This window comes from Kitasatospora sp. NPDC058032 (genome assembly GCF_042885845.1).
Lineage (GTDB): Bacteria > Actinomycetota > Actinomycetes > Streptomycetales > Streptomycetaceae > Kitasatospora.
Map to the genome: position 1 here is coordinate 106,360 of NZ_JBHVRK010000013.1, position 24,685 is coordinate 131,044.

Sequence of the window (24,685 nt, forward strand, 5' to 3'; positions counted from 1 at the left end):
GCGGCGTGCGGCGGCCGGTGTCGACGAGGAACCGCTCCCGGGCCGTCGGCAGCTGCCGCCCGTCCACGTTCGCCGCCACGCCCGGGCGCCGCAGCGAGCCCTCGCGAGCCGAGCTGTCGACCGGGCGCACATCCGGGGGCGGGTTTCAGGCCAGCAGGTCCGACTGGAGCGTCACCACCTGCCGGAACGCGGCGGCGGGCACGCCCTTGGGGTTGGACAGGGTGACGACACCCACGAGGTCGCCCGCCGCCAGGTATGCCACCCGGACGGGCGGCGCGTCATGGGGCGTGGCGGTCCGGGTCGCGAGAGTGACGCCGTAGACCTCGTCCCAGCCCGTGGGCGTGGCCTCGCCGACCGTGGGAACGTCCTTCGGGCCCTTGCCGTCGCGCAGGCCGGCGAAGGCGGAGAAGGCCTCGGCGGAGGAGCCGAACGAGAGCAGACGGATCTGCGTGCGGGTGCCGTCGGCGGCGGTCCACTCGCGGACGACGGCGGCGCGGCAGGCGTACTGCAGCAGCAGGGCGCGGGCCTCGGCCTGGTTCGCCTGCTCGGCGACGAAGGCGTCGCAGTCTCCCGGGCCGGCGGCCGCTCCGGGCGCGGGGGAGGCGCTGGTGGCCGTGGCCGAGGGGGAGGCCGAGGTGGTCGGGCTCGCACTCGCGCTCGGGGTTCCGCCGCCGGTCACCGCGAGCGCTGCCGGGTGGCCCGTCGGGGTGAGTGAGCCGCCCGCCTCCTTGGGCACGGGCAGCAGCAGCTGCCGCAGGTCCGCCGCGTGCCGGCTCTTGTTGTCCTTGGGCGCGGCCTTGCCGGAGGGCAGCGGTGGCAGGACCAGCGCCGGGAAGGTGTAGCGCCCGTCGCTCTTGGTGGCCAGTCCCGGCAGGTCGGTGCGGTCCTGCGCGGTGACGGCGAGCGCGCTGCCCGTCCCGGCCAGCGCGCACACCACGGCGGCGGCGCCCCACCGCAGCGCGGCCTTGCGGCGCCGGCTGCCGCGGGCGCGCTCCTCCTCGGTCGGTGCTCCGGCCGCGGGCGCCACGACGGGGACGTCGGCCGCAGAGGGGACGTCCGGCACCGCGGGGGCGTCGGGCACGGCGGGGGTGTCGCTGCTGTCGGTCATACGGAGGCTCCCGGGCGGGCGAGGCGGTCGAGCTGCTGGGCCAGGAGGGCGACGATCGTGTCCTTGGGCAGCGGCGCCAGGCCCTCGGCGTTCATCACCACCAGGAGGTCGCCCTCGGCGGCCGAGCACTCCATGCGGTCGAGCGGCGCGGACGGCGGCGCGGGCATCAGGTAGCAGTGCGCCTCGGGGTGGCCGGGGACGGCAGGGCCGAGGCGGAAGACGCCGGTGTCGGTGAACACCGCCGTGTACTCGTTCGCCGACTTCACCTCCTGCTGGTTGAACTGGTGCAGTTTCATCCCGATGACGAGGTCGCCCTTCTGGCTCTTGTAGGTCCGCACGCCACCGGCCTTGACGTGCAGGTCCTTCCAGGCCTGACGGAGCTTCTCCCGTTCTTCCTTGGGGAGCGTCCCGAGGTCGTCGTCGAACGCGGCGGTGAGCTGGTCGGCCGTCAGCTCGGTGTTGTTGCCGTCGGGGCCGTCGTCGGGCCCGGGCTCGAAGTCGGCCGGGACCGGCAGCATCAGGTCGAGCAGCGAACCGAAGTGGTTGCCGTTGGACTTCGCGCCGAACGGCGTGGCGGTCGCCGTCGGGGCCGACGCGGCCGTGGAGGGCGCGGGAGCCGCGGCGGGCGCCGGATCGTCGTACCGGACCTCGATGATGCCGACGCCGATGGCCACGCCGACCAGGGCCGCCGCCGCGGTCGCGCCGCCGGCGCGCAGGACGCGGCGGGTCGTGGCGGAGGCCGCCGGGGCCCCGGTGACGGCGGGTCCGGTGGCGGCGGGCGCGGTCTGCGGGCCGGGGAGCAGGGGCTCGGTCACGTTGTCGTCGGTCATACCAGCCGCTCCCACTGCTGCTTGGCGAGGCCCTTCACGAACTCGGCGTCCACCGGCTTCGCGCCGAAGACCTCGATCTCCATCAGCACGGTGCCGCGCTGCGCGACGGCCACGCCGGGGTAGTACTGCTCGGTCGTCTCGGCCCAGTAGACGGGCTTGTCGCTGACCTCGTAGCCGCCGTTGGCATGGTCGGCGAACGGTTGCAGGCGGGTCGTGCCGCGCTTGGCCGCCTTCTCCACCTCGACGGCGGAGTCGGGCCCGAACTGGACCAGGGAGACCCGCACGCTCAGGTCGCCCTGCTGCCAGTCGACCTCCACGGCACGCCGGAATCCGCTCCGGTTCAGCTCGGTGAAGACCGAAGCCACCTTTCCGGAGGTGTCGGCGTGTTCGCCGACCGTGATCCAGCTCGGCGTGTCCGGGTAGTCGTCCCAGGGCTTGCTGCCGCTCGGCGCGGTGATCAGCAGCTTCCGCAGGTCGCCGTCGATGGCGAGCGGCGAGGGCGTCGACGCGGCGGCGGCCGGGTCCTGCACCCCGGAGGGGTACGCCGGCAGCGCCACCTGGACCGGCGGCAGCGGCGTCGGAGGGCGGCCCGCCTGGACGGCGTAGCCGATGCCTCCGCCGGCGGCGGTCCCGAGCACCAGGCCGGAGACCAGCAGCAGGACCGGACGCGGGCGGCGCGGGCGCCGGGCGGGTACCTGGTCGGAGGCGGGTTCGGTGGCGGGTTCGGGCACGGGCGGTGCGGCCGGCGGGGGTGGCGGTCCGTCGACCGGCGACGGCACCACGGGTTCGGTGGTCACGCAAGGCTCCAGAGAGGAAGAAAGAGGAGGGCCGGTCGGCTTCAGCGGCCGGAGGTCAGCCAGTCGCGCTGGCGCTTCATCAGCTCGCCGAGCAGCGCCTTGTCGGGATCGCCCTTCACCTCGACGTCGACCGTGTACTGCACGTCGCCCTGGCTGGAGATGCCGCTCAGCGATCCGGTGTACGCCTGCTGCTTGGGCTTGCTGATGTACCCGTGGGCGCCGGGGTCGCCGGTGACCTCGACGGCGGGGAGGTCCCTGGTGTCGTTCTTGGCGAAGAACTCCGCCTGCGCGGCGGTCCCGAAGCGCAGCAGGGTGACGGTGACCTCGGCCTTGCCGTCAGCCGTGCGGTACGTCCGGGTGGCGGCGTCCTTGTAGCCGAGCGTGTGGAGGGCGCGCATGACCTCCGCCCCGCCGTCGAACTCCTTGATCATCTCCTCGTCGGTCAACGGCATGCCGTCGGCCGGGCCGTAGGACTCGCCGCCCGCGGGGATCGGGAGCAGGAAGTACCGCAGGTCGCCGTCGTGCCGGCCGCCGCTGACGCTGCCCTTGAGGGTGCTCGTCGGAGCGGGGACGGGCGCGGGCGGCGGGATGGTCGCCGGAGCGGAGGCGGAGGGCGTAGGCGACGCGGTCGGGCTCGCCGAGGACGGCGCGGCCGTCGTCGCGGCGGTGACGGCCGGCCGGTCGTCGGGCTTGCCGACGGCCACCGTCACGGTGGCGCTGACCGCCGTGACGGCGAGCAGGCCCGCGGTGGCCAGTGCGACGGCGGCGGCACGCGAACGCTTGCGACCGGTGGCCGGGTCGACCGGGGTCGGGCCACCGGTGGCCGGAGCGGCCACGGCCGGGTCGGCGGCGGGCGGCACGTGATCGTGCGCGGACAAAGGGATTCCCCCCAGGGAAGGATCGGGAAGTGTGCGCTCGGGCCTCTCAGGGGCACCCCACGGCGGCTCTCACGGCCGCCCGTCGCGCGTATGGCTGGAATTATGAGAGCGCGCCGCTCCCGCCGCCAACATGATCAATCACCGCACTCCCTCCCAAGATCCGACCAAAGGGACACGCCGTGATCGAACCGAAATCGATTTGCGGGTTGAAGCGATGCCCAGGGTGCCCGCGTACGCTCCCCAGTCGCCGGAGCCGTCCCTTTCGCACCGGAAAGATACCCCCACCGGTATAGTGGAGGAGAGGGAGAATCCCTCGTTTCCCCCGGACGTGAGGAGTCCTGCGATGTGTCGACGTACGACGTGCCGGAGCTGCGGCAAGGCCACCTACGCGGGGTGCGGCATGCACGTCGACCAGGTGCTGGCCGGCGTCGCCAAGGCCGACCGCTGCGCCTGCGACCGCAATGCGCAGAAGGGCGGGGGCTTCTTCGCGAAGCTCCTCGGCCGCCGCTGAATCCACGGACCCGCGACGGGCCGTGCCGGACATCCCCGGCACGGCCCGTCGCGTTTTCGTGCCCGCCTGCGCCTCCGTGCCCGCCTGCGCCTCCGCGCTCGGCCGCCGTCCGTGACCGACGCCGACGGCCCGGCCCGCCACGGGGGCGGACCGGGCCGTCGGAACCGGGCCGGGCTCAGTCGTGCGAGAAGGAGATCCTCGGCAGCACGCGGTCGAGCCAGGCCGGCGTGCGCCAGGCGGCGGCGCCGGTGAGCCGGAGCAGGACCGGCAGCAGCACCAGGCGGACCAGCGCGGCGTCCAGCAGGACGGCGACGCCGAGCACGATGCCCATCTCCTTGGGCGGAAGCGGCCCGGACAGGGCGAAGGTGAAGAACACCGCGACCATCACGCCCGCCGCCGCGAAGATCACCCGGCCGGAGTGGGCCAGCGCGCCGACCATGGCCTCGCGCGGGTCGCCGGTGCGCTCGTAGTGCTCCTTGGCGGAGGCGAGCAGGAAGACCGTGTAGTCCATGGCGATGGCGAAGATCATCGCGAAGAAGAACACCGGCGCCCAGCCGTCCAGGAAGCCCTGTGGCGTGAAGCCGAGCAGCCCCGCGCCGTGGCCGTCCTGGAAGACCAGCCGGGCGACGCCGAAGGCCGCGCCGGTGGAGAGCAGACTGGCGGCCGTGCCGAGCGCCGAGATCAGCGGGGCGCGCAGGGCGACCAGCAGGAGCAGGAAGCCCAGGCCCATCACGACACCGATGACCAGCGGGGTCTTCTCGCTCAGCAGGTGCTGGAGGTCCAGGTTCTCCACCGCGGCGCCGCCGACCAGCGTGTCGGCCGGCAGTTCGGCCCGCAGGGTGTTGACGGTGCGGCCCAGGTCGGGGCTGGAGGGGTCCACGGCGGGAACGGCCTGGACCATCGACCAGCCGGAGCCGTCGGCGGCCGGCTGCGCGGGCATCACGCCGGCGATCCCGGGTGTGGCGGCGATGTCGGCGGCGACGCCCTCGGCGCCGTGGGTCGGGGTGAGGATCTGCAGGGTGCCGGGCGCCCCGGGGCCGAAGGCCTGCTGGACGGCGGTGTAGCCGGCGCGGGCGCTGGCGTCCTCGGGCAGCACGGTGATCGAGGGCATGGCGGTCCGCAGTCCGATGACGGGCGCGGCGAGCGCGATCAGCGCGGCGAGGGCCAGTGCGCCGTAGCGCAGCGGGTGCTTCCACAGCCGCTCGCCCCAGGCGGCGAAGCGTGCCGACCGGTGCTCGCCGGTCTTCACCCACGGCAGGGCGAGGGCGTCGACCCGGTGGCCGAGCCGGCCGAGCACGGCGGGCAGCAGGGTGAGGGTGGCGGCGAGCACGAACAGGACGGCGAGCATGATGCCGCCGGCCATCGACCGGAACGCCGGGGACGGCACCAGCATCACGGCCGAGAGGCTGACCAGGACGGTCGCGCCGGACAGCAGAACGGCCTTGCCCGCGGTGTCCATGGTCTCGGCGACCGCCGCGCTGCTGCCCGGCCGGTGTCCCGGTGCCGGGTTCCGGCGGGCGGCGGCGGCCCGGGCGCTGCGGAAGCGGACCACCAGGAAGAGCGCGTAGTCGATGCCGAGGGCGAGCGCGAACATCATCGCGAAGTTCATCGCCCAGACGGAGATCGGGAACAGGTGGCTGAGCAGGACCAGCGAGCCGGCGGAGGCGGCGAGTCCGGCCATGGTGAGCAGCAGCGGGAGCCCGGCGGCGACCAGGGAGCCGAAAGCGAGCACCAGGATGGCCAGGGTGACCGGCCAGGACATGATCTCGGACTTCATCATGGCGTCGTGGTTGGCCTTGTTGAAGTCGCTCCACAGCACCGACGCGCCGGTGGCGTGCACGTCGACGCCGTTGCCGGAGAGGGCGTTCAGCGGGCCCTTGAGGTCGTCGGCCGCGCGGACCATGTCGTCGGGGGAGGCCTTGGCGCCGGCGAGCAGGACGGCGGTCCGGCCGTCCTGGGCGATGGTCGCGCCGGGCTGGGGTGCCACCACGGTGGAGACCCGGGGGTCGGCCGCGGCGAGCTCGCTCGCCCTGGTGATCACCTGCTGGACGTCCGGCTCGGTGACCGGGCGGTCGGCGGCGACCACGATCTGCAGCGCGCTGGAGGCGTTGCCGGCGAAGTGCTGCTCGGCGACCTGCCGGACCTTCACCGACTCGGAGCCGTCGGCCTGCCAGCCGGCCCCGGAGAGCGCCGAGGTCACCTGCGGTGCGAACGCGCCGAGGCCGACGACGACCAGCAGCCAGCCGGCCAGGACGGCCTTGAAGTGGCGGGCGGACCAGAGGCCGAGCCGTCCGAGCAGGCCCGGGGGCGGGGCCGGCTCGGTCGGCGCGGCGGTGGCCGGCCGGCCGAGGGTGGTGTCCGGGTGCTTCACGGGTTGCTCCGTTCCTGGTGCGCCCCGCCGGGGGGCGGATGCGAAAATACGGGTGGGGGTATATGGGAGGCCGAAAGGGAGGGGCCCGCTCCGGGCGGGCCCCGTCGTTCAGGAGTCAGGCGGCCGGTCGGCCGGTCAGCCGGTCAGCGCGGCCAGGGCGGCGCGCAGCCGGGTGGCGGCCTCGTCGGCGACGGCCTGCAGTGCGGGCTGCCCGGTGACCTGGACCATCAGCTGCGGGTCCATCGCCTCGACGACGGTGCGTCCGGCGTCCGCGCGGACCACGACATTGCACGGCAGCAGCAGTCCGATGTGCCGGTCCGCCTGGAGGGCGCGGTGGGCCAGCGGCGGGTTGCAGGCACCGAGGATCAGGTAGTCCTCGATCTCCTCGCCGATCTTGGCCCGCAGGGTCGCGCGGACGTCGATCTCGGTGAGGATGCCGAAGCCCTGCTCGGCGAGTGCGGCCCGCACCCGTTCGACGGTCTCGGCGAAGGGCAGGTCGAGGGTGACGGGGATCCCGTACTCCATGGGGTGCTCCATTCCTGGGTGGCTCGGTGTCCTGCTGTCTGCTGTCCACTGTCCTGGTGGGCGGGGGACGAGTCAGGCGAGGGTGAGGAACAGCTTCTCCAGTTCGGTCTCACCCATCGCCGGCGCCTCGCCGTCCGCGGCCGTGCACTGGCGCATGCCGCCGGCCACGATCTTGAACCCGGCCCGGTCCAGGGCGCGGGAGGCCGCGGCCAACTGCGTCACGATGTCCCGGCAGTCCCGCCCGGACTCGATCATCGCGATCACGCCGCTGAGCTGCCCCTGCGCCCGGCGCAGACGGTTGAGCGCCGCGCCGACCGCGTCGTCGTCGACCCGTACGGTCGGTTCCTCCGCCATCTCGTCCTCCTCGATCGTTCCGCGCGGGCGGCTCAGACCGCCGTCGGCCGGTGCGCCTGGTCCCACGCGGCGTAGCCGCCGAGCAGATCGGAGACCTCGTCGAGGCCGTGGTGGCGCAGCAGGCTGGCGGCGATGGAGGAGCGGTGGCCGCCGGCGCAGTGGACGACCAGCGCACGGTCCCGCGGGATCTCGGCGAGACGGGAGGGGAGCTCGTTGAGCGCGATGTGCACGGAGCCCTCGACGGCGCCCTCGGCGCGCTCGCCGCAGGTGCGGACGTCGAGCACCAGCGGGGGGCGGTCGGTGGCGAGGGCGGTGCGCAACTGGTCCACGGTGAGGCGGGCGGCGGGGGTGAGCTGGTCGGCGAGCGCGGGCAGGCTCGCCTCGGGCTCGGCCAGGTGGCCGACGGTGCGGTCGAAGCCGATGCGGGCGAGGCGGGTGACGATCTCGCCCTCGCGGCCGTCCGGCGCGACGACGAGCAGTGCGGCGTCCGGCCGGAGCACGGCGCCGGCCTGCTCGGCGAAGCGGCCGTCGGCGGGCACGTTGACGGCCCCGCGCAGGTGTCCGGCGGCGAACTCCTGCGGGCCGCGGGCGTCGACCACCACCGCTCCGTCCTGCCGGCGGGCCGCGAACTCCTCGGCGGTCAGTGGGCGGTGGGCGAGCGCGGGGTCGAACAGGCCGCGGTCCTGCCGGTTGAGCGCGGCGTCGTGGCCGAAGTACCCGGGCGCGGTGGACTGGCCGGCCGTGACGATCGCGACGAACGCGTCCTCACTCATCGGCGCGCAGGCGTAGTTGGTGGCGCGCTGGGCGCCGATGGTGGACTGGCGCTCGGTGGACAGGTTCTTGCCGCAGGACGAGCCGGCGCCGTGGGCGGGGAAGACCCGGACCTCGTCGGGCAGTCCCATCAGCTTGTGCTGGACGCTGTGGTGGAGCATCCGGCCCAGCTCCTCGGCGGTGGTGCCGGCCGAGGCCAGCAGGTCGGGGCGGCCGACGTCGCCGATGAACAGCGCGTCGCCGGTCAGCACCCCGTAGGGGACGGTGTCCCCGGAGTGCTCGAACACCAGGACGCTGATCGACTCGGGGGTGTGTCCGGGGGTCTCCATGATCTGCAGGGTGACCTCGCCCAGGCCGATCCGCTCGCCGTCGGCGAGCTTGCGGATCGGGTACTCGGTCACCGCCCGGTGGCCGTAGCCGATCCACGCGCCGGTGCGGTCCGCCAGCTCCAGGTGCCCGGCCAGGAAGTCGGCGTGGAAGTGGGTGTTGATGACCGCCTCGACGGTGAAGCCGTGCGCCTCGGCGTCGGCGACGTACTCGTCGATGTCCCGGCGCGGGTCGATCACCACGGCGCGGCCGGTGGTCTCGTCGGCGACCAGGTAGGAGGCCTGGGAGAGGCAGTCGAGGTAGTACTGGGCGAAGAACACCGTGGGTCGCTCCTGCATCCGATGGTCCGGTTCCAAATACCCAGTGGGGTATCCGTTCGCTCTCCACCATACCCCCGGGGGTAAATTTCGGCGAAGCGGGACGCCCGAGGAGCCAGGTGCCGTCGATCACGACGCGCCGGGACCGCCGCCCAGGGCCGCCAGGTGGGCGAGCGCGGTGTCCAGGGTGGGGCCCAGCAGGCGGTGCCGGGTGCTGCGCAGGACGAGCCGCGGCGGGCGGGGGCACTCGGCGTGGGCCTGCGGGCCGTGGGCGGGCACCACCCGGGTGGGCAGGTCCAGGGCCCGCTGGACCCGGGACATCAGCTCGAAGCGGGTCACCACGTCGGCGCCGCCGTAGTGCAGGATCCCCGTGCGGTGCCACAGCCGGGCCAGGGCCGGGCCGATGCTGGGGAGGTAGACGGGGGCACAGACCAGGTCGGTGCGGGCGGGGGTGATCGGTGCGGCCAGACGGGCCAGGAAGCTGTTCGCCCACGGGCCGCGCCCGAAGACCAGCGGGAGCCGCACGATCAGGTGTCCGCCCTCGGCGAGCAGCAGGTCCTCGGCCGCCGCCTTGGTCCGCCCGTAGACGTTCACGGGGGAGCGCGGGTCGGCCTCGGTGTACCGGGGGCGGGTGCCGTCGAAGACGTTGTCGCTGGACAGCAGGACGAGCTTCGCCGCCGAGCCGCGCAGGGCGTCCAGCAGCACCTCGACGGGGCGGACGTTGAGGAGGCGGGCCCGGGCGGGATCGGCCTCGGCCGCCTCCAGGGGGACCAGGCCGGCCGCGTGCACGACCAGGTCGAAGCCGTCGGCCGCGAGCGCCGCCAGCCGGGTCTCGTCGCGCAGATCCAGCCGGACCAGGCCCGGGGCCGCCCGGGTGGCGTACGTGCCGACCACCGCGTGGCGGGGGGCCAGGTGGCTCCAGAGGCCGCCGCCCACGAACCCCGACGCGCCGAGCAGCAGGATCCTCGGACCGGGGCCCGCCGGTGCCTCCCACCCACTCGGCCGCCCGTACCGGTTCATATCGGACACCCTATGGCACTGTTGGGGGACGAACCGGTGGGAGGCTGCGATGAAGGCCGTCGTGTTCGAGGACGTGGGCCTGCCCGGCATCCACGATCGCGCCGTCCCCTCCTTCGAGGCGGACGAGGTCCTGGTCGAGGTGGCGGTCAGCGGCATCTGCGGCACGGACCGGGCGATCCTGCTGGGCGAGTTCCCCGCCCGGCGGGGTGTGGTGCTCGGGCACGAGGCGGCCGGCGCGGTGGCCGCGGTCGGGGCCGGCGTCACCGCCGTGGCGCCGGGCGACCGGGTGGTGATCAACCCGACCTACCACTGCGACCGGTGCCGCCCCTGCCGGCGCGGGATGCCGGCCCACTGCGGGGCCAAGGAGGGCCGGGAGCTCGGCGTCGACCGGGACGGCACGATGGCCGGCTTCGCCGTCGTGCCCGAACGCTTCGTCCACCGGCTGCCCGACGCGGTGTCCTACCGGCGCGGGGCCCTGGTGGAACCGCTCGCCTGCGTGCTGAACAACCTGGCGGCGGCCCGTCCGCGCTGGGACGACCGGGTGCTCGTGGTCGGCGCCGGTCCGATCGGCGCGCTGTGCGCACTGGTCCTGGCCCGGCGCGGCGCCCGGGTCACGCTGGCCGAGCGCGATCCGGGCCGGGTGGAACTCGCCCGGATGCTGCTGCCGCGCACGGTCCGGGTGCTGGCCGCGGCGGAGGCGGCCGCGTCGGGCACGCCCGACGTCGCCGTCGACACCACCGGGTCGCTGCCCGGGGACGTGCTCGGCACGGTGGCGGCCGGCGGCACCGTCGTGGTGATGGGCGAGAAGGAGGCCGGCGTCGCCACCGTGCCGCTGCGGTCCCTGGTGACCAGGGGGATCCGCCTGGTGGGGGCGGGACCGTACCGGCCGGCGGACTTCGCCCTGGCGGTGGACCTCGCGCGGGAACTGCCGCTGGAGACGCTGGTGACCCATGTGCTGCCGCTCGAACGGTACGCCGAGGCCCTCGCGCTGCTGGCCGTCGTCCCGCCCGGGCCGGCCCGGCCGGAGGCGGACGGGTACCGCGCCATGAAGGTGCTGCTCGGCACGGACGGGAACCCCGCCCCATGAGGCCCCGCTTCCTGGACGGCACCCTGTGGCTGGACGGCCGGCCCCGGTTCCTGATCACCGGCGAGTACCCCTACTACCGGGACCGCCCGGGCCGCTGGGCGCCGAAGCTGCGCGCCATGCGCGAGGCCGGCATCGAGGTGGTGACCAGCTACGTCCCCTGGCGCCACCACGAGATCGCCCGGGGCGACGGCCGCCGGTGGTGCTTCGACGGCGACGGTAACCGCGATCTGGCCGGCTTCCTGGAGCTGGTCGCGGCGACCGGGCTGCTCGCGGTGCTGAAGCCCGGCCCCTATGTGCACGCCGAACTGCCCTTCGGCGGGCTGCCCGACCGGCTCAGCCCGACGCTCGACCCGGAGCGGTCCGCCGCCCGCTCCGCCGACGGCCGGCCGCTGCCCTGCGACCGGTTCACACTGCCCTCGGCCCTGGACCCGGGCTTCCTCGCCGACGCCCTGGACTGGCTGCGCGCCGTCGGCCTGTTCCTGCGGCCGTTCACCCATCCGCACGGACCCCTCGTCGCCGCCCAGATCGGCAACGAGGGCCACTACGGCGAGACCGCGCTGCCGATCGACGCGCTCGACTACTCGCGGCCGGGCACCGACGGCTTCGACGGCTTCGCCCCCGGCGTGGCCGCGCCCACCCGGTCGGAGGACCGGCTCTCCGCCGAAGGACTGCGCTCCCTGGTGAGCTGGGGCCGGTGGTCCGCCGAATCGCTCACCACCGGGATGGCGCGGCTGGCCGAGGCGCTCGGCGCGGACCTCCCCGTCTTCACCAGCTACTCGCCGCCGGCCAGGGCGGACCGCGTCCCCGGCCGGGCCGCCGGACGCCACGACGCCTGGCTGGCCAGGAACCGGGTGGGCGCGGCGCCCGGGCTGCCCCGCGCCTACACCAGCTGGACCGGCCCGGTGCTCTCCGAGGAGGAGGCCCTGGTCAACTACGTGCTGGCGGCCAAGGGCGGGCCCGGCCCCAACATCGAGGAGAACTGGGGGCTGCGCTGGGCGGATCCGGGCTGCGCCTTCCCGGTGGTGCCGATCCATCAGACCCTGCTCGGCGTGGCCTGCGGGGCGACCGGCATCAGCGTCTACCCGGCCTGCGCCACCGAGGGCTGGGGCCCGCACCTCGAGGTGGACGGTTCCCGGCTCACCGGCCCGGCCGGTGACCCCGCGCAGTTCTCTCCGCCGTACGGGGACGCCGCCCCGATCCGCCTCGACGCCGGCCCCGGCCCGGCCTTCGCCGCGCTGCGGGTGCTGACCCACTTCCTGGCCGGACGGCAGGAGCCGCTGGCCCTCTCCCGCCCGGAGCCCGGCGTGTGCTGGGGCGTCCACCCGCCGTACGCCGCGGTCGGGGCGTGGGAGGGGACGGCGGACGGCGAGCGGCCCGTGCCCTCGGCCGCCCGCACCCTGGTGCCCTTCGTCGCCCACTGCCTGCGGCGGAACCTGCCCTTCCGGCTGGCCGAGCTCACCGGCCGGGCGGGCCCCGACCCCGGGTCGGGGCCGCTGGTCACCGTGTCGGGCCGGTTCATGGAACGGGCCCTGCAACGGCGGCTCGCCCGGTTCGCCGAGCGGGGAGGAGCGTTGCTCCTGGTGGGTGAACCTCCCGCGCTGGACGAGGACCTGCGCCCCTGCACCGAGCTGGCCGCCGCGGTCCGCCGGCACGGCGACGGCCGCGTGCGCACGGTGGCCCCCGGCGGGCGGTCCCTCGGCGCGGCCGTCGAGGACTGGCTGCACGGGAGCCACGACGCCCCCGTGCGGGCCCGACCGGGGCCGTGGCTCGAACTGCGCAGGACCGCCGCGGACCCCGAGGAGGTGCTCGTCTTCCTCTTCAACCGCACGGACTCCCCCCTGCGGGCCCGCACCGTGTGCGGGGAACACCCGGTCACCGCCGACCTGGTGAGCGGCGGCTGCGCCGTCGTCCAGGTGTCCCACGGACGGCTCGCGGCCTGCTACGTGAAGGGGATCGACGAGCGGAGCGGTGCCCGGCTGCCGGTCCGGGTCCGGGTGGGCGGTGATCTGCTGGCCTCCGACCGGCCGTGCGACCTGTCCGCCCTGCGCGGACCGGGCGGCTTCGAGGTCCGGACCGCCGCGGGGCCGGGCCGGGCCCGGGTGGTCCTGCCGGAGGCGGGATGACCGCCGCCCCGGCCGAGGCGGTCGGCATCGATGTCGGCGCCACCAAGACCGCGGCGGTGCGGGTGACGGCCGACGGCGAGGTGTCGGCGCGGGCCCGCTGTGCCACACCGCGCCGTACGGCCGAGGAACTGGTCGCCGCCGTGGCCGGACTCGTGGCGCGGGTGCGCGGCGAGCGGGTCACCGCGGTCGGCGTCGGGCTGCCGGGGATGGTCGATTCCCGGACCGGCGCGCTGGCCTTCGCGCCCGGCCTGGAGTTCGCGCGGGCGCCGCTGCGGGAGCTGATCGCGGACGCGGTGGGGCTGCCGGTGGTGACGGACAACGACGCCAACGTCGCCGCCTGGGCCGAGTACCGGCTCGGCGCCGGGCGGGGGCACGACCACCTGGTGCTGGTGACGCTGGGCACGGGGCTGGGGTGCGGGGTGCTGGTCGGCGGGCGGCCGCTGCACGGCACGCACGGCTTCGCGGCCGAGGCCAGCCATCTGACCGTCGATCCGGGGGGACCGTGGTGCGAGTGCGGAAACCGCGGGTGCTGGGGTGTCGCGGCCTCCGGGGCCGCCATCGCGAGGCTCGGACGGCAGGCCGCCGAGGACCTCCCGGGCTCCCCACTGGCCCGACTGGTCGGCGAGAGCGGCCCGATCGACGCGCGCGGCCGGGCCGGTGAGGGCCGGCCGGACGCCGGAGAGGCCGTCACGGAGGCCGCCCGCCGCGGCGACCACCGGGCGCTGGAGATCCTGGGCCGGATCGGCACGCTCACCGGCGTCGGCCTGGCCGCCCTGGCCAACCTGTTCGACCCCGCCGTGGTGATCGTCGGAGGCGGCCCGGTCGCCGCCGGTGACCTGCTGCTCGCCCCGGCGCGCGCCGAGTTCGCCCGCAGGCTCTACGCGCCCGGCGACCGCCCGCCGGTGCCCGTGCTGGCGGCCCGCTTCGCCAACGACGCCGGCGCGATCGGCGCGGCGCTGCTGGCGCTCGACCGCTCCCGCTGACGCCCTTCCCGCTGACGCCCCCGGTGACGCCCCCTCTGACGCCCCCGCCGGTGGCCGGTGCTCAGCCCTCCCGGGCCGGCCGGGGCGTGGCCGGGTCGGCGAGCAGCGCGGCGGCGGCCCGCAGCGCCCGGTCGGCGTCCGGCGCCCGCCGGGTGACGGACCGGTGCCGCTCGTGCCCCCAGGTCCGCCAGTAGCCGCCGACCTTGCCGTTCCGGTCGTCGAGCACCACGTGCGGCAGACCGAGCAGCAGACTCAGCAGGTGCCCGTGCAGCCGGTCGGTGACCACCGCCTCGGCGCTGCCGAGCAGTCGGCAGCCGCGCCGGAGCTGGAGTTCGGCATGGCGGTCCTGGGCCGCGGCGAGTTCGGCGACCGCCGCGCCGGCCGCCGTCCGGCGGACCTCGGCCGAGGCCGCCGCGATCCGCTGCCGCACGGCCAGGGCCTCGGCGGCCCAGCCCGGCTCGGCGCCCTCCTGCCCGGTCCAGTCGGTCCGGTGCACCTCGGCGTGCGGGCCCGGCCCCGGGTGGCCGGCCGACTCGTGGTCCGCACGCCGCAGCCACAGGATCCGCCGCTCGGGCCGGGCGAGGCGGGGCACGCCGTTCATCGCGAAGGCGCAGTCCGGGGCGAGCAGGGCGGGGGCGCGGAAGGCCCGGCGGGCCGCGCGCAGGCTCGGTCCGTCGCGCAGCAGCAGGACCAGATCGGGGTGCGCGTCGAAGACCGCCCGGGCCCGGGCGAGGGCGGCCGGGTCGCCGAAGTGCACGGACTGCGGCAACTGGACGATCCGGTGCCCGGGGAAGGCGCTGATCACCTGCTCGCGCATGCGCTGGTGGCTCGGCCACAGGTCGCCCAGGTTGCCGCCGCCGGTGAGCAGGATGGTGCCGTTCGGCAGCCGTTCGGCCAGCGCCGCCGGGTCGAAGTCGTGGTGGTCGGCGGTGTAGACGACCTCGGCGCCCAGCTCGGCCAGCAGCGTGCGCGCACCCAGCCAGATGGCGCTGTCGCCGACGTTTCCGTAGTCGGGGAAGCCCAGCAGCGCGCAGCGGCTCGACGGCGCGACCAGGGCGCCGAGCACCTCGCCGAGCCGGTGTCCGAGGCCGGCCCACCGGCCGAACCCGGTCACCGCGTCACCGCCGCACGGGGGAGGGGCCCATGACGGTCCGCCGCCAGCTCGGCCGCCTCGGCGAGGTCGGGGCGTCCGCCGGCCCGGGCGTCGAGGGCGACCTCGCGCATCGCCTCCCGGGCGTCCGGCGAGTGCATCGGCACGCTGCCCAGCCGCTCGAGGTCGAGCACGCCGGGCAGCGTCCCGCAGCGCCCGAGCACCCCGGCCAGCTCGAGGGTGACCATGGTCCGCAGGCACTTCTCGCACGCCCCGCAGTTCTGCCCGGGCCGGCCGCGCCAGCACACCGCCAGCTGCCGCAGGGCGAGTTCGGAGCGGGCCAGCCGGCGCGCCACCTTCTGCGTCCTGGTGGCACCGGCGCCGTCGTGCACGACGTCCAGCGCCTCGGTGGACCACAGGTGGTCCAGCACCGGATGCGAACCGTACGGGGGGAGATGCCGGTACTCGAAGCTGGCCGCGATCAGGCAGCGGCCGAGCAGGCCCTGCAGGGCCAGCGCGGTGGCGGCGAGCGCCGCCCCGTGGAAGTCCTCCCAGCGGACCAGCGGGGCCGTGAGGGCACGCAGGTTGGTCTCCACCGGGACGGCCCGGCAGCCGCTGCGCCCGGCCACCAGCCGGACCCGGCCGAGCAGGTGCTCGTGGTCCGGCCCGGTGTGCTGCTCGAAGTTCACGAACAGCAGCTCGGAGACCGGCCGGTGGGCGGGCTCCGCACGGCGCTCGCGGTCCCCGAGCAGGCTGTAGAAGGAGTCCACGCCCAGGGTGAAGAACAGCCCCACGCCGTCCTGCCCGCGCGTCGCCTCGACGGGCTCGCCCACCGTCAGCCGGACCTCCCGCAAGCGGGCCCACCAGGCCGCGTAGATCTCCATCACGGTCCGCGCCGACCGCAGCAGCCGGGCGGAGACCGGGGCGTCGACCACCAGCTCCTCGCCGAGGCTCATGGCCGGCATCAGCAGCGCGGCGAGGAAGGCGTCACCGCGCTCCGGCAGCCAGTCGTCCGCACCGCCGGGCACGGTGAAGTGGAGCCGCGCCGAGGGCAGTTCGGCCGTGGCCCGGACCGCCGCCGACAGGCGCCGGCCGGCGGCGACGGGTTCGTTCCGGACATCCTCGACGATCATTTCCGCCGCCCTTCCCGCTGTCGGAAGTTCACGCTCCGCTTGTAGCAGGACGGCGGCGGTCCGCCCGGCCACCGCCGCGCCGCGGGCCCGGTGTTCACCCGCGCGGACCCGCCCGCGCGGTGACCGCCGGCGGTCGCCGATCCGGGCCGGGAGTACCGTGGTTCGACCCGGCATTGGTCCAGACCTATTGACTGGCCTTGCCGTCGCTCCTACGATCCGGACCGGCACATCCCCACATGTCCCCACCCATGAGCCGGGCGCCGCGCCCCCACAGCGACGGTCATGTCCATGACGCCCGGCGGGAAGCGAGCACAGCATGTTCCGTCGGAGGTCGCGTACCCCACAGCCGCAGCGGGCGGTCGTGGAGCGCGCAACGCAGCTGCCCAGGACCAGCGGCGCCCAGCCCGGATCGACCGTCCTGATGCGCTCCCTCGCGGTGGTGAGCGCCGCCGCCGTGATCGGTGCGGGCCTCGCCGTGGCCGGCACGGTCAACGCCGGTGCCGCCACCCCCAACCTGGTGGCCAACCCCGGTTTCGAGAACGGACTCTCCGACTGGAACTGCTCCGGCGGCTCCGGCGTGACCGTCGGCAGCCCGGTGCACAGCGGCACCTCGGCGCTCCAGGCCACGCCGACCGGCCAGGACACCGCCCAGTGCACCCAGACCATCAGCGTGCAGCCCAACTCGCAGTACACGCTGAGCGCGTTCGTCCAGGGCAGCTACGTCTACCTGGGCGCCACCGGCACCGGCCTCGGCGGCACGACGTCCACCTGGACGGGCAACAGCGCGTCGTACAGCCAGCTCAGCGTCAACTTCTCCACCGGGGCGACCACCACCTCGGTGACCGTCTTCCTGCACGGCTGGTACGGCCAGCCCGCGTTCTACGCAGACGACGTGGTGCTCTCCGGCCCCGGCGGCACCACCACGCCGCCGACCACGCCGCCGACGACGCCTCCCACGACGCCGCCGACCACCCCGCCCACCACCCCGCCGACGACGCCTCCCACCACCCCGCCGACCACCCCGCCGGGCTCCACCTGCCCGACCAAGCCCAAGCCCTCGGGCAAGGTGCTGCAGGGCTACTGGGAGAACTGGGACGGCGCCTCCAACGGCGTCCACCCGGGCATGGGCTGGACCCCCATCACCGACAGCCGGATGGCCGCGCACGGCTACAACGTCATCAACGCCGCCTTCCCGGTGATCCGCTCCGACGGCACCGTCCTCTGGGAGGACGGCATGGACGCCAACGTGAAGGTCTCCACCCCCGCCGAGATGTGCCAGGCCAAGGCCGCCGGCGCGACGATCCTGATGTCGATCGGCGGCGCCGCCGCGGGCATCGACCTGAGCTCCAGCTCCGTCGCCGACAAGTTCGTGGCGACCATCGTCCCGATCCTGAAGAAGTACAACTTCGACGGCATCGACATCGACATCGAGACCGGCCTCTCCAGCAGCGGCAGCATCAACACGCTGTCCGCCTCGCAGTCCAACCTGATCCGCATCATCGACGGCGTGCTCGCCCAGATGCCGGCCGGCTTCGGCCTGACCATGGCGCCCGAGACCGCGTACGTCACCGGCGGCAGCGTCACCTACGGCTCGATCTGGGGCTCCTACCTGCCGATCATCAAGAAGTACGTCGACAACGGCCAGCTGTGGTGGCTGAACATGCAGTACTACAACGGCAGCATGTACGGCTGCTCCGGTGACTCCTACCAGGCCGGCACCGTGCAGGGCTTCACCGCGCAGACCACCTGCCTGAACAACGGCCTGACCATCCAGGGCACCACCATCAAGGTGCCCTACGACAAGCAGGTGCCCGGCCTGCCGGCCCAGCCCGGCGCCGGCGGCGGCTACATGGCGCCGAGCCTGGTCAGCCAGTCGTGGAGCTCCTTCAGCGGCCAGCTGAAGGGCCTGATGACCTGGTCGATCAACTGGGACGGCTCGAAGGGCTGGTCCTTCGGCGACAACGTCAAGTCCCTCCAGGGCCGTTGATGACCCGCTGAGCCGACGACGCGGGGCCCCGGGAGCGTTCACCGCTCCCGGGGCCCCGCCGTTCGCCCGGCCGACCGCGTTGAGACGCTCCGCCCGAGAGGGTTCGGACCGCGGCCGTCCACGCCGATTGACGCCGTGTCGACCGGCTGTGTACCGGCTTCGCCGACGATCCGTTCCTGAGCGGTCCCATCGAGGAACGGAGTACATGACCATGCAAGGGCTGAGCCGGCGGACCCACCGCCCGGGCCGACGCCGGATGTGGGGCCAGTTACTGGGGCTGGCCCTGATCGCGGGTCTGTTGCAGGCGCTGCTGCTGCCACCCGGGCCGGCTGCGGCGATCGTCGCCGAGACGGCGATGCAGCAGCGGGCGGTGAGCTTCAACTCCCAAGGCGGAAACAAGTGGGAGTTCGTCCGAGCGGCGCTCCTGAAGGACGCCGATGTGGTGGCACTCCAGGAGGTCAGCACCCCTCCGTTCGAGCTGAGGAACCTGCCGGGCCGTCAGTCCATCAGGGACAACCTGGCGGATCAGCAGTGGAACGGACACGGTGAGCCGAACCTGAAGTACCGCCTCTACACCACCCGGTGGGGCGGGACCGCGCGGCAGGGGACGAGCGGACAGCTCTACTACCTGAAGATCCTTCCCAAGAACCAGTGGGGTCCCGCCGTGAACCCGCCCGTGGGCGGGGACCCCGACGACGAGGAGGACCCCGACAACCGGCCCGCCCCGGACTACAACACCACGAAGTCGATGGCGATCTGGGTGCGGGGCGAGGCCGTCGATGCGATCCAGGACATCAGGATCGTCACCCCGCAGCTGCAGCGGCGGCCCACGAGGTGGATCAGGTCCCGCCCGGCCCTCGGCATCAAGGTGAACGGCGTCTGGTACTTCGACATCCATGCGGCCTCGATCCGGACGAACACCACCCCCAATCCGCACTCCGTGGACCTGATGGAGGCCATCGAGGCCGCGGTCGGCCACGAGCCGTGGCGCGCGCTCGGCGACTTCAACAGCACGGCGGAGAACTTCGGGTGGGGCAATACGCGCACGTACTTCGCGAGGGAGGGCGGCAACGCCGACGGTCCCGCCGTGCCCACCCACTACACGGCCGGCGCGGCGCTGGACTACATGGTGGCCAACCACCCGATCACCCGGCTCACCGTCGCCACCACCCGTTACAACAGCGGCTCCGACCACTTCCCGGTGCGCTTCTCCGCGGACCGAGCGAACCCGGAGTGCGTGCCCCCGTGGGACAACCAGACGGTGTACACGGCTCCCGGCCCGGTGGCCCGCGTCGCCACCGCCCTCGCCGGCGACTCCTGCGCTCCGAGACCCTCGGCGATCGTCTCCATGGGCGACAGCTACATCTCCGGCGAAGGCGGCCGCTGGGCGGGCAACGCCCTCACGAAGCCGGAGGGGGACGTCTGGGGGACCGACCGGCGGTCACGCTGCCGGCCGGAGCAGGACTGCGTGTACGACGCGACGTCCTACGACTTCAAGGGCAACACGTGCGACCGCTCCGACGTGGCCCCGATCAAGGGAACGGAGTTCGAGGACATCCCACCCGAGCAGCGGTTCAACATCGCCTGCTCGGGGGCCACCACCAAGAACATCCTCTCGGACGGATTCAAGGGCGAGAAGCCGCAGATCCAGCAACTGGCCGACCTCGCGGCCGGCCACGACATCCGGATGGTCGTCGTCTCCATCGGGGGCAACGACCTGAGGTTCTCCGACATCATGTCGACGTGCGCACGCGCCTTCTTCGGACTGGACGCCTCCTGCAAGCATCTGGAGGAGGAGCGGTTCGGCAGGGAGCTGAACGGCGTGCGGGCCGAGGTCACCAAGACGCTGAACGCGATCCGCAGCACCATGTCGGCCGCCGGCCAGTCGGACTACAAGATCGTGCTCCAGTCGTACCCCAGCCCCCTCCCCGCCAAGGACGACTTCCGCTACCCGCAGGGCGTGCTCTTCAGCGACCGGTACAAGAAGGGCGGCTGTCCCTTCCTCGACGTGGACGCGGAGTGGGCCCGCAACTCGGTGGTGCCCCGCATCACCGACATGCTGCGGCAGGCGGCGGGGTCGGTCGGGGCGAAGTTCCTGAACGTGCAGGACGCCTTCGCCGGGCACGAGTTGTGCGCGAAGACCGCGGACCAGGCGACGGACGCGAACAACAACGGCGCGCCGCTGCCGATGGCGAAGGCCGAGTGGGTCCGGTGGGTGCCCTACGTTCCCGGGGTGGGCTGGCTCAGCGACACCGCCCAGGGCGACGTCCAGGAGGCCGTTCACCCGAACGCGTTCGGTCAGCAGGCGTTGTCGCGGTGCCTGACCGAGTTCGGGAGCGTGGCGTCCGACCCCAAGCAGTACATCTTCAACTGCGCCGGTTCGGGCGACGGCATGAGCGTCACTCCCGACGCGTCCGCCCGGCGCGAGGGTGTCGTCCGACTGGTCAACACCGCGACGGGGGAGGTGCTGGACGACGAAGGGACGAAGCCGAACAGCTACCTCCTGACCCGCCGCGACGAAGCCGGTCCGGGCCAGCGGTGGCTGCTCCACAACGTGGGCTCGAAGATCTCCCTGCAGTCCCAGCGCAACGGCGGGTTCCTGGACCGGAGCTCCGTCACCAAGTGGACGTACCTGGCGGGCGCCGAAGCCGGCTGGACCGTCGTTCCGACGGAGGAGGACGCCAAGAAGGTCAGACTGACCATCGGCGACTCGCCCAAGTGCCTCACGCAGGACCCGGGGACGGACACAGCGGACGGGAAGTGGGTCAGCGTCTTCGGCTGCTCCGAGGACCGCATGAAGGACATGCAGACCTGGTACATCGAGTACCCCGACGAGATCGTCATCACCCCGCGCGAGCCGGACGGCAGCACCAACCCGCGCGAGGGCCAGCAGATGGAGCTGCGCTCGGCCACCGGCGTGGCCATGGCCCTCAGCGGCGGCGACACCACCGCGGGAACCGGCGTCCAGGCGCAGGACCCCGACGGCTCGCCCGCACAGCGCTGGGTGACGCGCTCGCTGGGCGGCGGCAACTGGCGGCTCGCGGCCGCGGCGGCGCCGGACATGGTCGTCGACCACAACCCGGGCCCGCACACCACCCACCTGGTCCGGGCGGCGGAGGGCAACACCAACCAGGTGTGGCAGATCAAGGGCGCCGGCACCGGCTGGTACACACTGGTCAGCGGTACCGACGGCGGCTGTCTGACCGCCCGCGGCAAGGGCGAGGCACTCGCGGTGACGCCCTGCGGCGTCGACGACCCGGCCCAGCGCTGGAAGTTCCGGGCGAACGGGACCGGCACCGAGACCGGCACCATCCGCGGCCTGGGCGACAAGTGCGTCGAGCCGCGCGGCGGCAGCCGCGACGACCGGACCCCGGTCCGGCTGGCGGACTGCGCCGGCTCCGACGGCCAGGCCTGGACGGTGGGAACCGACGGCACGCTGCAGTCGCTCGCCAAGTGCCTGGACGTCGACGGCGGGAGGAGCGCCAACGGCACGCCCGTCCAGCTGTACACGTGCACCGGGAGCTCCGCCCAGCAGTGGATCCACACGGCGCGCCAGGAGCTGAAGAACCCGGCCACGGGCAAGTGCCTGGACGTCCCGGGCGCCGACACCACCCGGCCCCTGCAGATCTCGGACTGCACCGGGAGCCCCGCGCAGAAGTGGCGGCTGTCCGCCCGCCCGGTGGGCCAGCCCGAGGGCGGCGACGCGGGTGACCCGTTCGACGCCTCCCCGGACGACCGCGGCACCAAGCCGGCCTCGGCGGGGGACTGCCGCCCCGAGGGCATGACCCCGACCCCGGGCGTGTCGGCGCGGTACTGCGACGTGTACGACGGCGCCGGCCGCGAGTGGGTCGGCAACAACCGCACCCGGCGCGTGGTGGGCTACTTCAACGGCCGGCGCACCGGCGCGGGCGGCGACCCCAAGTACCTGGCGTCCAACATCCCCTGGTCGAAGGTCTCGCACATCAACTACGCCTTCGCCGGCGTGCAGGACAACCGGATCAGCATCGGCGACCCGAACGACCCGGCCAACCCGGCGACCGGCCTGACCTGGCCGGGGGCGAAGAACGCCATGGACGGCGCGCTGCCGTACAAGGGGAACTTCAACCTGCTGAACACCTACAAGAAGCAGCACCCGGCGGTGAAGACGCTGATCTCGGTCGGCGGCTGGGAGGGCACCCGGAACTTCTACGCGATGGCCACCAACGCCGACGGTTCGGTGAACCAGGCGGGCATCGACACCTTCGCGGACTCCGTCACCGCGTTCCTGGACCGGTACGGGTTCAACGGCGTCGACATCGACTACGAGTACCCGACCGCGCTGCCCAACACCGGCAGCCCGCTGGACTGGGACGTCTCCAACCCGCGCCGCAAGGGCCTCCAGCAGGGCTACAACGCGCTGATGAAGACGCTGCGCGAGCGGCTGGACCGGGCCGGCGCCGCGTCGGGCCGCTACTACCTGCTGACCTCGGCGGGCTCCTCCTCCGGCTACCTGGTGCGCGGGCTGGACGCCGGGCAGGCGCTGCAGTACCAGGACTACGTCAACGTCATGACCTACGACCTGCACGGCTCGTGGAACAAGTTCGTCGGCCCGCAGGCCCCGCTGTACGACGACGGGCGGGACAACGAGCTGGCGGCCGCCGGGATCTACAACGACACGGCGCCCGACACCAAGGACTACCAGAAGGAGGGTTACTTCAACGTCGACTGGGCCTACCACTACTACCGCGGCGCCCTGCCGGCCGGCCGGATCAACCTCGGCATCCCGTACTACTCCCGCGGCTGGCGCGGCGTCCAGGGCGGCACGGACGGACTGTGGGGCACGGCCGCGATGCCGGACCAGGCGCAGTGCCCGCTGGGCACCGGCGGCCGCGGCCCCGCCAACGCGCAGTCCTGCGGGCTGGGCGCGGTCGGGATCGACAACCTCTGGCACGACCTGGAGAACGAGCGCGAGGTCGGCGCGGGCTCCAACCCGCTGTGGCACACCAAGAACCTCCAGGACGGACGCACGCCCGGCTACCTGCGCTCGTACGGGGTGGACACCAACCTGCCGAGCGGGGTGCTGACGGGGACGTACACGCCGAAGTACTCGGACGCGCTGCGGGCGTCCTGGCTGTGGAACGACACCAAGAAGGTGTTCCTGTCCACCGAGAACGAGCAGTCGCTGGACGCCAAGGCCCGGTACATCGTCGACAAGGGCATCGGCGGCGCGATGATCTGGGAGCTGTCCGGCGACTACGCCCAACGCCCGGGCGGGGAGTGGGGGATGGGCTACGACCTGACCACCCGGCTGGACAACGCCTTCCGGGGCGCCGGCGCCACCGGCAACACCAAGGCGGGCGGGCGGCCGCAGCCGGCCGAGGTGATCGACGTCAAGGCCGAACTGGTGGAGTTCCCCAGCGGGGAGAACGACTTCTACCCCGTCCAGCCGAAGCTGCGCATCACCAACAACAGCGGGGTCACCCTCGCCCAGGGCACCGAGATCTCCCTCGACCTGCCCACCTCGACGCCGCCCGTCGTCAAGGACAACGACTACAAGCCGATGAAGGGACTCGTCCCCGGCCACACCGGCCCCAACACGGGCGGACTCCAGGGGGACTTCCACCGGCTGACCGTCACCCTCGGCTACTGCGAGGACCTGGCGCCGGGCAAGTCCCGGGACATCGAGCTGAAGTACTACCTGCCGGTCACCGGACCCGCCAACGTCACCTTCCGGATCGGCGGACGCGAGTTCGGCTCGACCGGGGACCAGCGCCGCGAGGTGCGGACCGTCACCCCGCCCACCCCCGCGGCCGGCAGCTCCTGCCAGGCGCCGGACTGGCAGTCGGGCCAGGTCTACCGGCCCGACGGCGGACGGCTGTGGCGGCTGTACGACAAGGGCGCCCAGGGCTGGATGGCCGAGTACGGCGACAGCCCGGCCGGAAAGCCGATGATGATCGACAACTACCCCGACCAGTCCCGGGCCCACCTCGTGGAGCTGATGGACCAGAACCCCAACCAGTACTGGAAGTTCCAGGACGCGGGCGGCGGCCTCTACACCGTCGGCGGCGGCGGCAGGTGCCTGACCGCCACCGCCGTCCGGCAGGACGTCGCCTCCCTCCCGTGCGACGGGCGCGGCGAGCAGAAGTGGCGGCTCGTGCCCATCGCCGACAACGGCAGCGAGGGCGCCCCCGGCGCACCGAGGCACAACGGCCTGTTCAAGATCCGGTCCGCCGGCGGCAACGACATCGAGGCCTCCGGCGGAGCCACCGCCCGGGGAACCCGTCTGCTCACCGGCGATCCGGCCGCCTCGACGGCCGCGTTCGTGAAGTACCAGGGCTCCTACTGGTACGCCCAGTGGTACACCACCGCCACCCCCGGCACCGCCGAAGCCAACGGCGGCCGGCCCTGGAAGCGGCTCGGCCCGGTCCCGTAACCCGGGGAACGGGAGAACCGGCCGACCGGGCACCGCACGCCACGTGCGGTGCCCGGCCGGC

At 73.9% G+C, this 24,685-nt stretch carries 17 protein-coding genes; 6 read left to right on the plus strand and 11 right to left on the minus strand.

Features of this window, described 5'->3' with window-relative positions; translation table 11 throughout:
* Positions 1 to 145: 145 nt before the first annotated feature.
* Genes ACFVUH_RS21665 through ACFVUH_RS21680 form a run of 4 tightly spaced genes read right to left on the minus strand, consistent with a single transcriptional unit; the run spans position 146 to position 3,613 of the window.
* Positions 146 to 1,108, minus strand: coding sequence for a hypothetical protein (locus ACFVUH_RS21665; protein ID WP_387914952.1), 963 nt, complete (start codon positions 1,106 to 1,108; stop codon positions 146 to 148).
* A complete protein-coding gene (locus tag ACFVUH_RS21670) occupies positions 1,105 to 1,938 on the minus strand; it encodes a hypothetical protein (protein WP_387914953.1) in 834 nt (277 codons plus the stop codon). Before ACFVUH_RS21670 ends, ACFVUH_RS21665 begins: the two co-directional genes overlap by 4 nt.
* Positions 1,935 to 2,735, minus strand: a complete 801-nt coding sequence (locus ACFVUH_RS21675) for a hypothetical protein (protein ID WP_387914954.1) — start codon at positions 2,733 to 2,735, stop codon at positions 1,935 to 1,937. The genes ACFVUH_RS21670 and ACFVUH_RS21675 overlap by 4 nt, the downstream gene beginning before the upstream one ends.
* 41 nt (positions 2,736 to 2,776) lie before the next feature.
* Positions 2,777 to 3,613 carry a hypothetical protein gene (locus ACFVUH_RS21680; RefSeq protein ID WP_387914955.1) on the minus strand — a complete coding sequence of 279 codons (837 nt, stop codon included), beginning with the start codon at positions 3,611 to 3,613 and terminating at the stop codon, positions 2,777 to 2,779.
* Positions 3,614 to 3,956: 343 nt separating this feature from the next.
* Here ACFVUH_RS21680 and ACFVUH_RS21685 point away from each other — a divergent pair, with 343 nt between their 5' ends.
* Complete coding sequence (locus tag ACFVUH_RS21685; RefSeq protein ID WP_355360977.1) at positions 3,957 to 4,124, plus strand: hypothetical protein; 168 nt, start codon at positions 3,957 to 3,959, stop codon at positions 4,122 to 4,124.
* A 175-nt stretch (positions 4,125 to 4,299) separates the two neighbouring features.
* Here ACFVUH_RS21685 and ACFVUH_RS21690 read toward each other — a convergent pair whose 3' ends face one another.
* The 5 genes from ACFVUH_RS21690 to ACFVUH_RS21710 all read right to left on the minus strand — a co-directional run bounded on the left by ACFVUH_RS21690 (position 4,300) and on the right by ACFVUH_RS21710 (position 9,809).
* Positions 4,300 to 6,495: an MMPL family transporter gene (locus ACFVUH_RS21690; RefSeq protein ID WP_387914956.1), complete on the minus strand. Its 2,196-nt coding sequence runs from the start codon at positions 6,493 to 6,495 to the stop codon at positions 4,300 to 4,302.
* 135 nt (positions 6,496 to 6,630) lie between these two features.
* Positions 6,631 to 7,020 (minus strand): DUF302 domain-containing protein, encoded by a 390-nt coding sequence (locus ACFVUH_RS21695; protein WP_355360971.1) that lies wholly within the window; start codon positions 7,018 to 7,020, stop codon positions 6,631 to 6,633.
* Positions 7,021 to 7,092: 72 nt separating this feature from the next.
* Positions 7,093 to 7,374 (minus strand): metal-sensitive transcriptional regulator, encoded by a 282-nt coding sequence (locus tag ACFVUH_RS21700; RefSeq protein ID WP_387914957.1) that lies wholly within the window; start codon positions 7,372 to 7,374, stop codon positions 7,093 to 7,095.
* A gap of 32 nt (positions 7,375 to 7,406) precedes the next feature.
* Entirely contained in the window at positions 7,407 to 8,792 is a 1,386-nt protein-coding gene (locus ACFVUH_RS21705) for a rhodanese-like domain-containing protein (RefSeq protein WP_387915038.1), read from the minus strand.
* Positions 8,793 to 8,918: 126 nt separating this feature from the next.
* Positions 8,919 to 9,809 (minus strand): SDR family oxidoreductase, encoded by an 891-nt coding sequence (locus ACFVUH_RS21710; protein ID WP_387914958.1) that lies wholly within the window; start codon positions 9,807 to 9,809, stop codon positions 8,919 to 8,921.
* Between the two features lie 49 nt (positions 9,810 to 9,858).
* Between ACFVUH_RS21710 and ACFVUH_RS21715 the strand changes: the two genes are divergently transcribed.
* The 3 genes from ACFVUH_RS21715 to ACFVUH_RS21725 are packed head-to-tail and all read left to right on the plus strand — an operon-like array spanning position 9,859 to position 14,002.
* Complete coding sequence (locus ACFVUH_RS21715; RefSeq protein ID WP_387914959.1) at positions 9,859 to 10,896, plus strand: zinc-binding dehydrogenase; 1,038 nt, start codon at positions 9,859 to 9,861, stop codon at positions 10,894 to 10,896.
* Positions 10,893 to 13,019, plus strand: coding sequence for a beta-galactosidase (locus ACFVUH_RS21720; protein WP_387914960.1), 2,127 nt, complete (start codon positions 10,893 to 10,895; stop codon positions 13,017 to 13,019). The genes ACFVUH_RS21715 and ACFVUH_RS21720 overlap by 4 nt, the downstream gene beginning before the upstream one ends.
* A complete protein-coding gene (locus ACFVUH_RS21725; protein WP_387914961.1) occupies positions 13,016 to 14,002 on the plus strand; it encodes an ROK family protein in 987 nt (328 codons plus the stop codon). Before ACFVUH_RS21720 ends, ACFVUH_RS21725 begins: the two co-directional genes overlap by 4 nt.
* A 61-nt stretch (positions 14,003 to 14,063) precedes the next feature.
* On the opposite strand, the gene ACFVUH_RS21730 is transcribed toward ACFVUH_RS21725, so the two are convergent.
* Both ACFVUH_RS21730 and ACFVUH_RS21735 read right to left on the minus strand, forming a co-directional pair.
* Positions 14,064 to 15,116, minus strand: a complete 1,053-nt coding sequence (locus ACFVUH_RS21730; protein WP_387914962.1) for a polysaccharide pyruvyl transferase family protein — start codon at positions 15,114 to 15,116, stop codon at positions 14,064 to 14,066.
* Positions 15,113 to 16,225, minus strand: coding sequence for a hypothetical protein (locus ACFVUH_RS21735; protein ID WP_387914963.1), 1,113 nt, complete (start codon positions 16,223 to 16,225; stop codon positions 15,113 to 15,115). The genes ACFVUH_RS21730 and ACFVUH_RS21735 overlap by 4 nt, the downstream gene beginning before the upstream one ends.
* Before the next feature lie 361 nt (positions 16,226 to 16,586).
* Here ACFVUH_RS21735 and ACFVUH_RS21740 point away from each other — a divergent pair, with 361 nt between their 5' ends.
* Positions 16,587 to 18,212 (plus strand): carbohydrate binding domain-containing protein, encoded by a 1,626-nt coding sequence (locus ACFVUH_RS21740; protein WP_387914964.1) that lies wholly within the window; start codon positions 16,587 to 16,589, stop codon positions 18,210 to 18,212.
* Positions 18,213 to 18,417: 205 nt separating this feature from the next.
* Positions 18,418 to 24,624 (plus strand): glycosyl hydrolase family 18 protein, encoded by a 6,207-nt coding sequence (locus ACFVUH_RS21745; RefSeq protein WP_387914965.1) that lies wholly within the window; start codon positions 18,418 to 18,420, stop codon positions 24,622 to 24,624.
* Positions 24,625 to 24,685 lie beyond the last annotated feature (61 nt).

Coding starts and splice junctions, on each gene's coding strand:
- ACFVUH_RS21735 (WP_387914963.1), bottom strand. CDS start 16,225: ATGATCGTCGAGGATGTCCGGAACGAACCCGTCGCCGCCGGCCGGCGC.
- ACFVUH_RS21670 (WP_387914953.1), bottom strand. CDS start 1,938: ATGACCGACGACAACGTGACCGAGCCCCTGCTCCCCGGCCCGCAGACC.
- ACFVUH_RS21695 (WP_355360971.1), bottom strand. CDS start 7,020: ATGGAGTACGGGATCCCCGTCACCCTCGACCTGCCCTTCGCCGAGACC.
- ACFVUH_RS21720 (WP_387914960.1), top strand. CDS start 10,893: ATGAGGCCCCGCTTCCTGGACGGCACCCTGTGGCTGGACGGCCGGCCC.
- ACFVUH_RS21665 (WP_387914952.1), bottom strand. CDS start 1,108: ATGACCGACAGCAGCGACACCCCCGCCGTGCCCGACGCCCCCGCGGTG.
- ACFVUH_RS21710 (WP_387914958.1), bottom strand. CDS start 9,809: ATGAACCGGTACGGGCGGCCGAGTGGGTGGGAGGCACCGGCGGGCCCC.
- ACFVUH_RS21700 (WP_387914957.1), bottom strand. CDS start 7,374: ATGGCGGAGGAACCGACCGTACGGGTCGACGACGACGCGGTCGGCGCG.
- ACFVUH_RS21725 (WP_387914961.1), top strand. CDS start 13,016: ATGACCGCCGCCCCGGCCGAGGCGGTCGGCATCGATGTCGGCGCCACC.
- ACFVUH_RS21715 (WP_387914959.1), top strand. CDS start 9,859: ATGAAGGCCGTCGTGTTCGAGGACGTGGGCCTGCCCGGCATCCACGAT.
- ACFVUH_RS21745 (WP_387914965.1), top strand. CDS start 18,418: ATGACCATGCAAGGGCTGAGCCGGCGGACCCACCGCCCGGGCCGACGC.
- ACFVUH_RS21685 (WP_355360977.1), top strand. CDS start 3,957: ATGTGTCGACGTACGACGTGCCGGAGCTGCGGCAAGGCCACCTACGCG.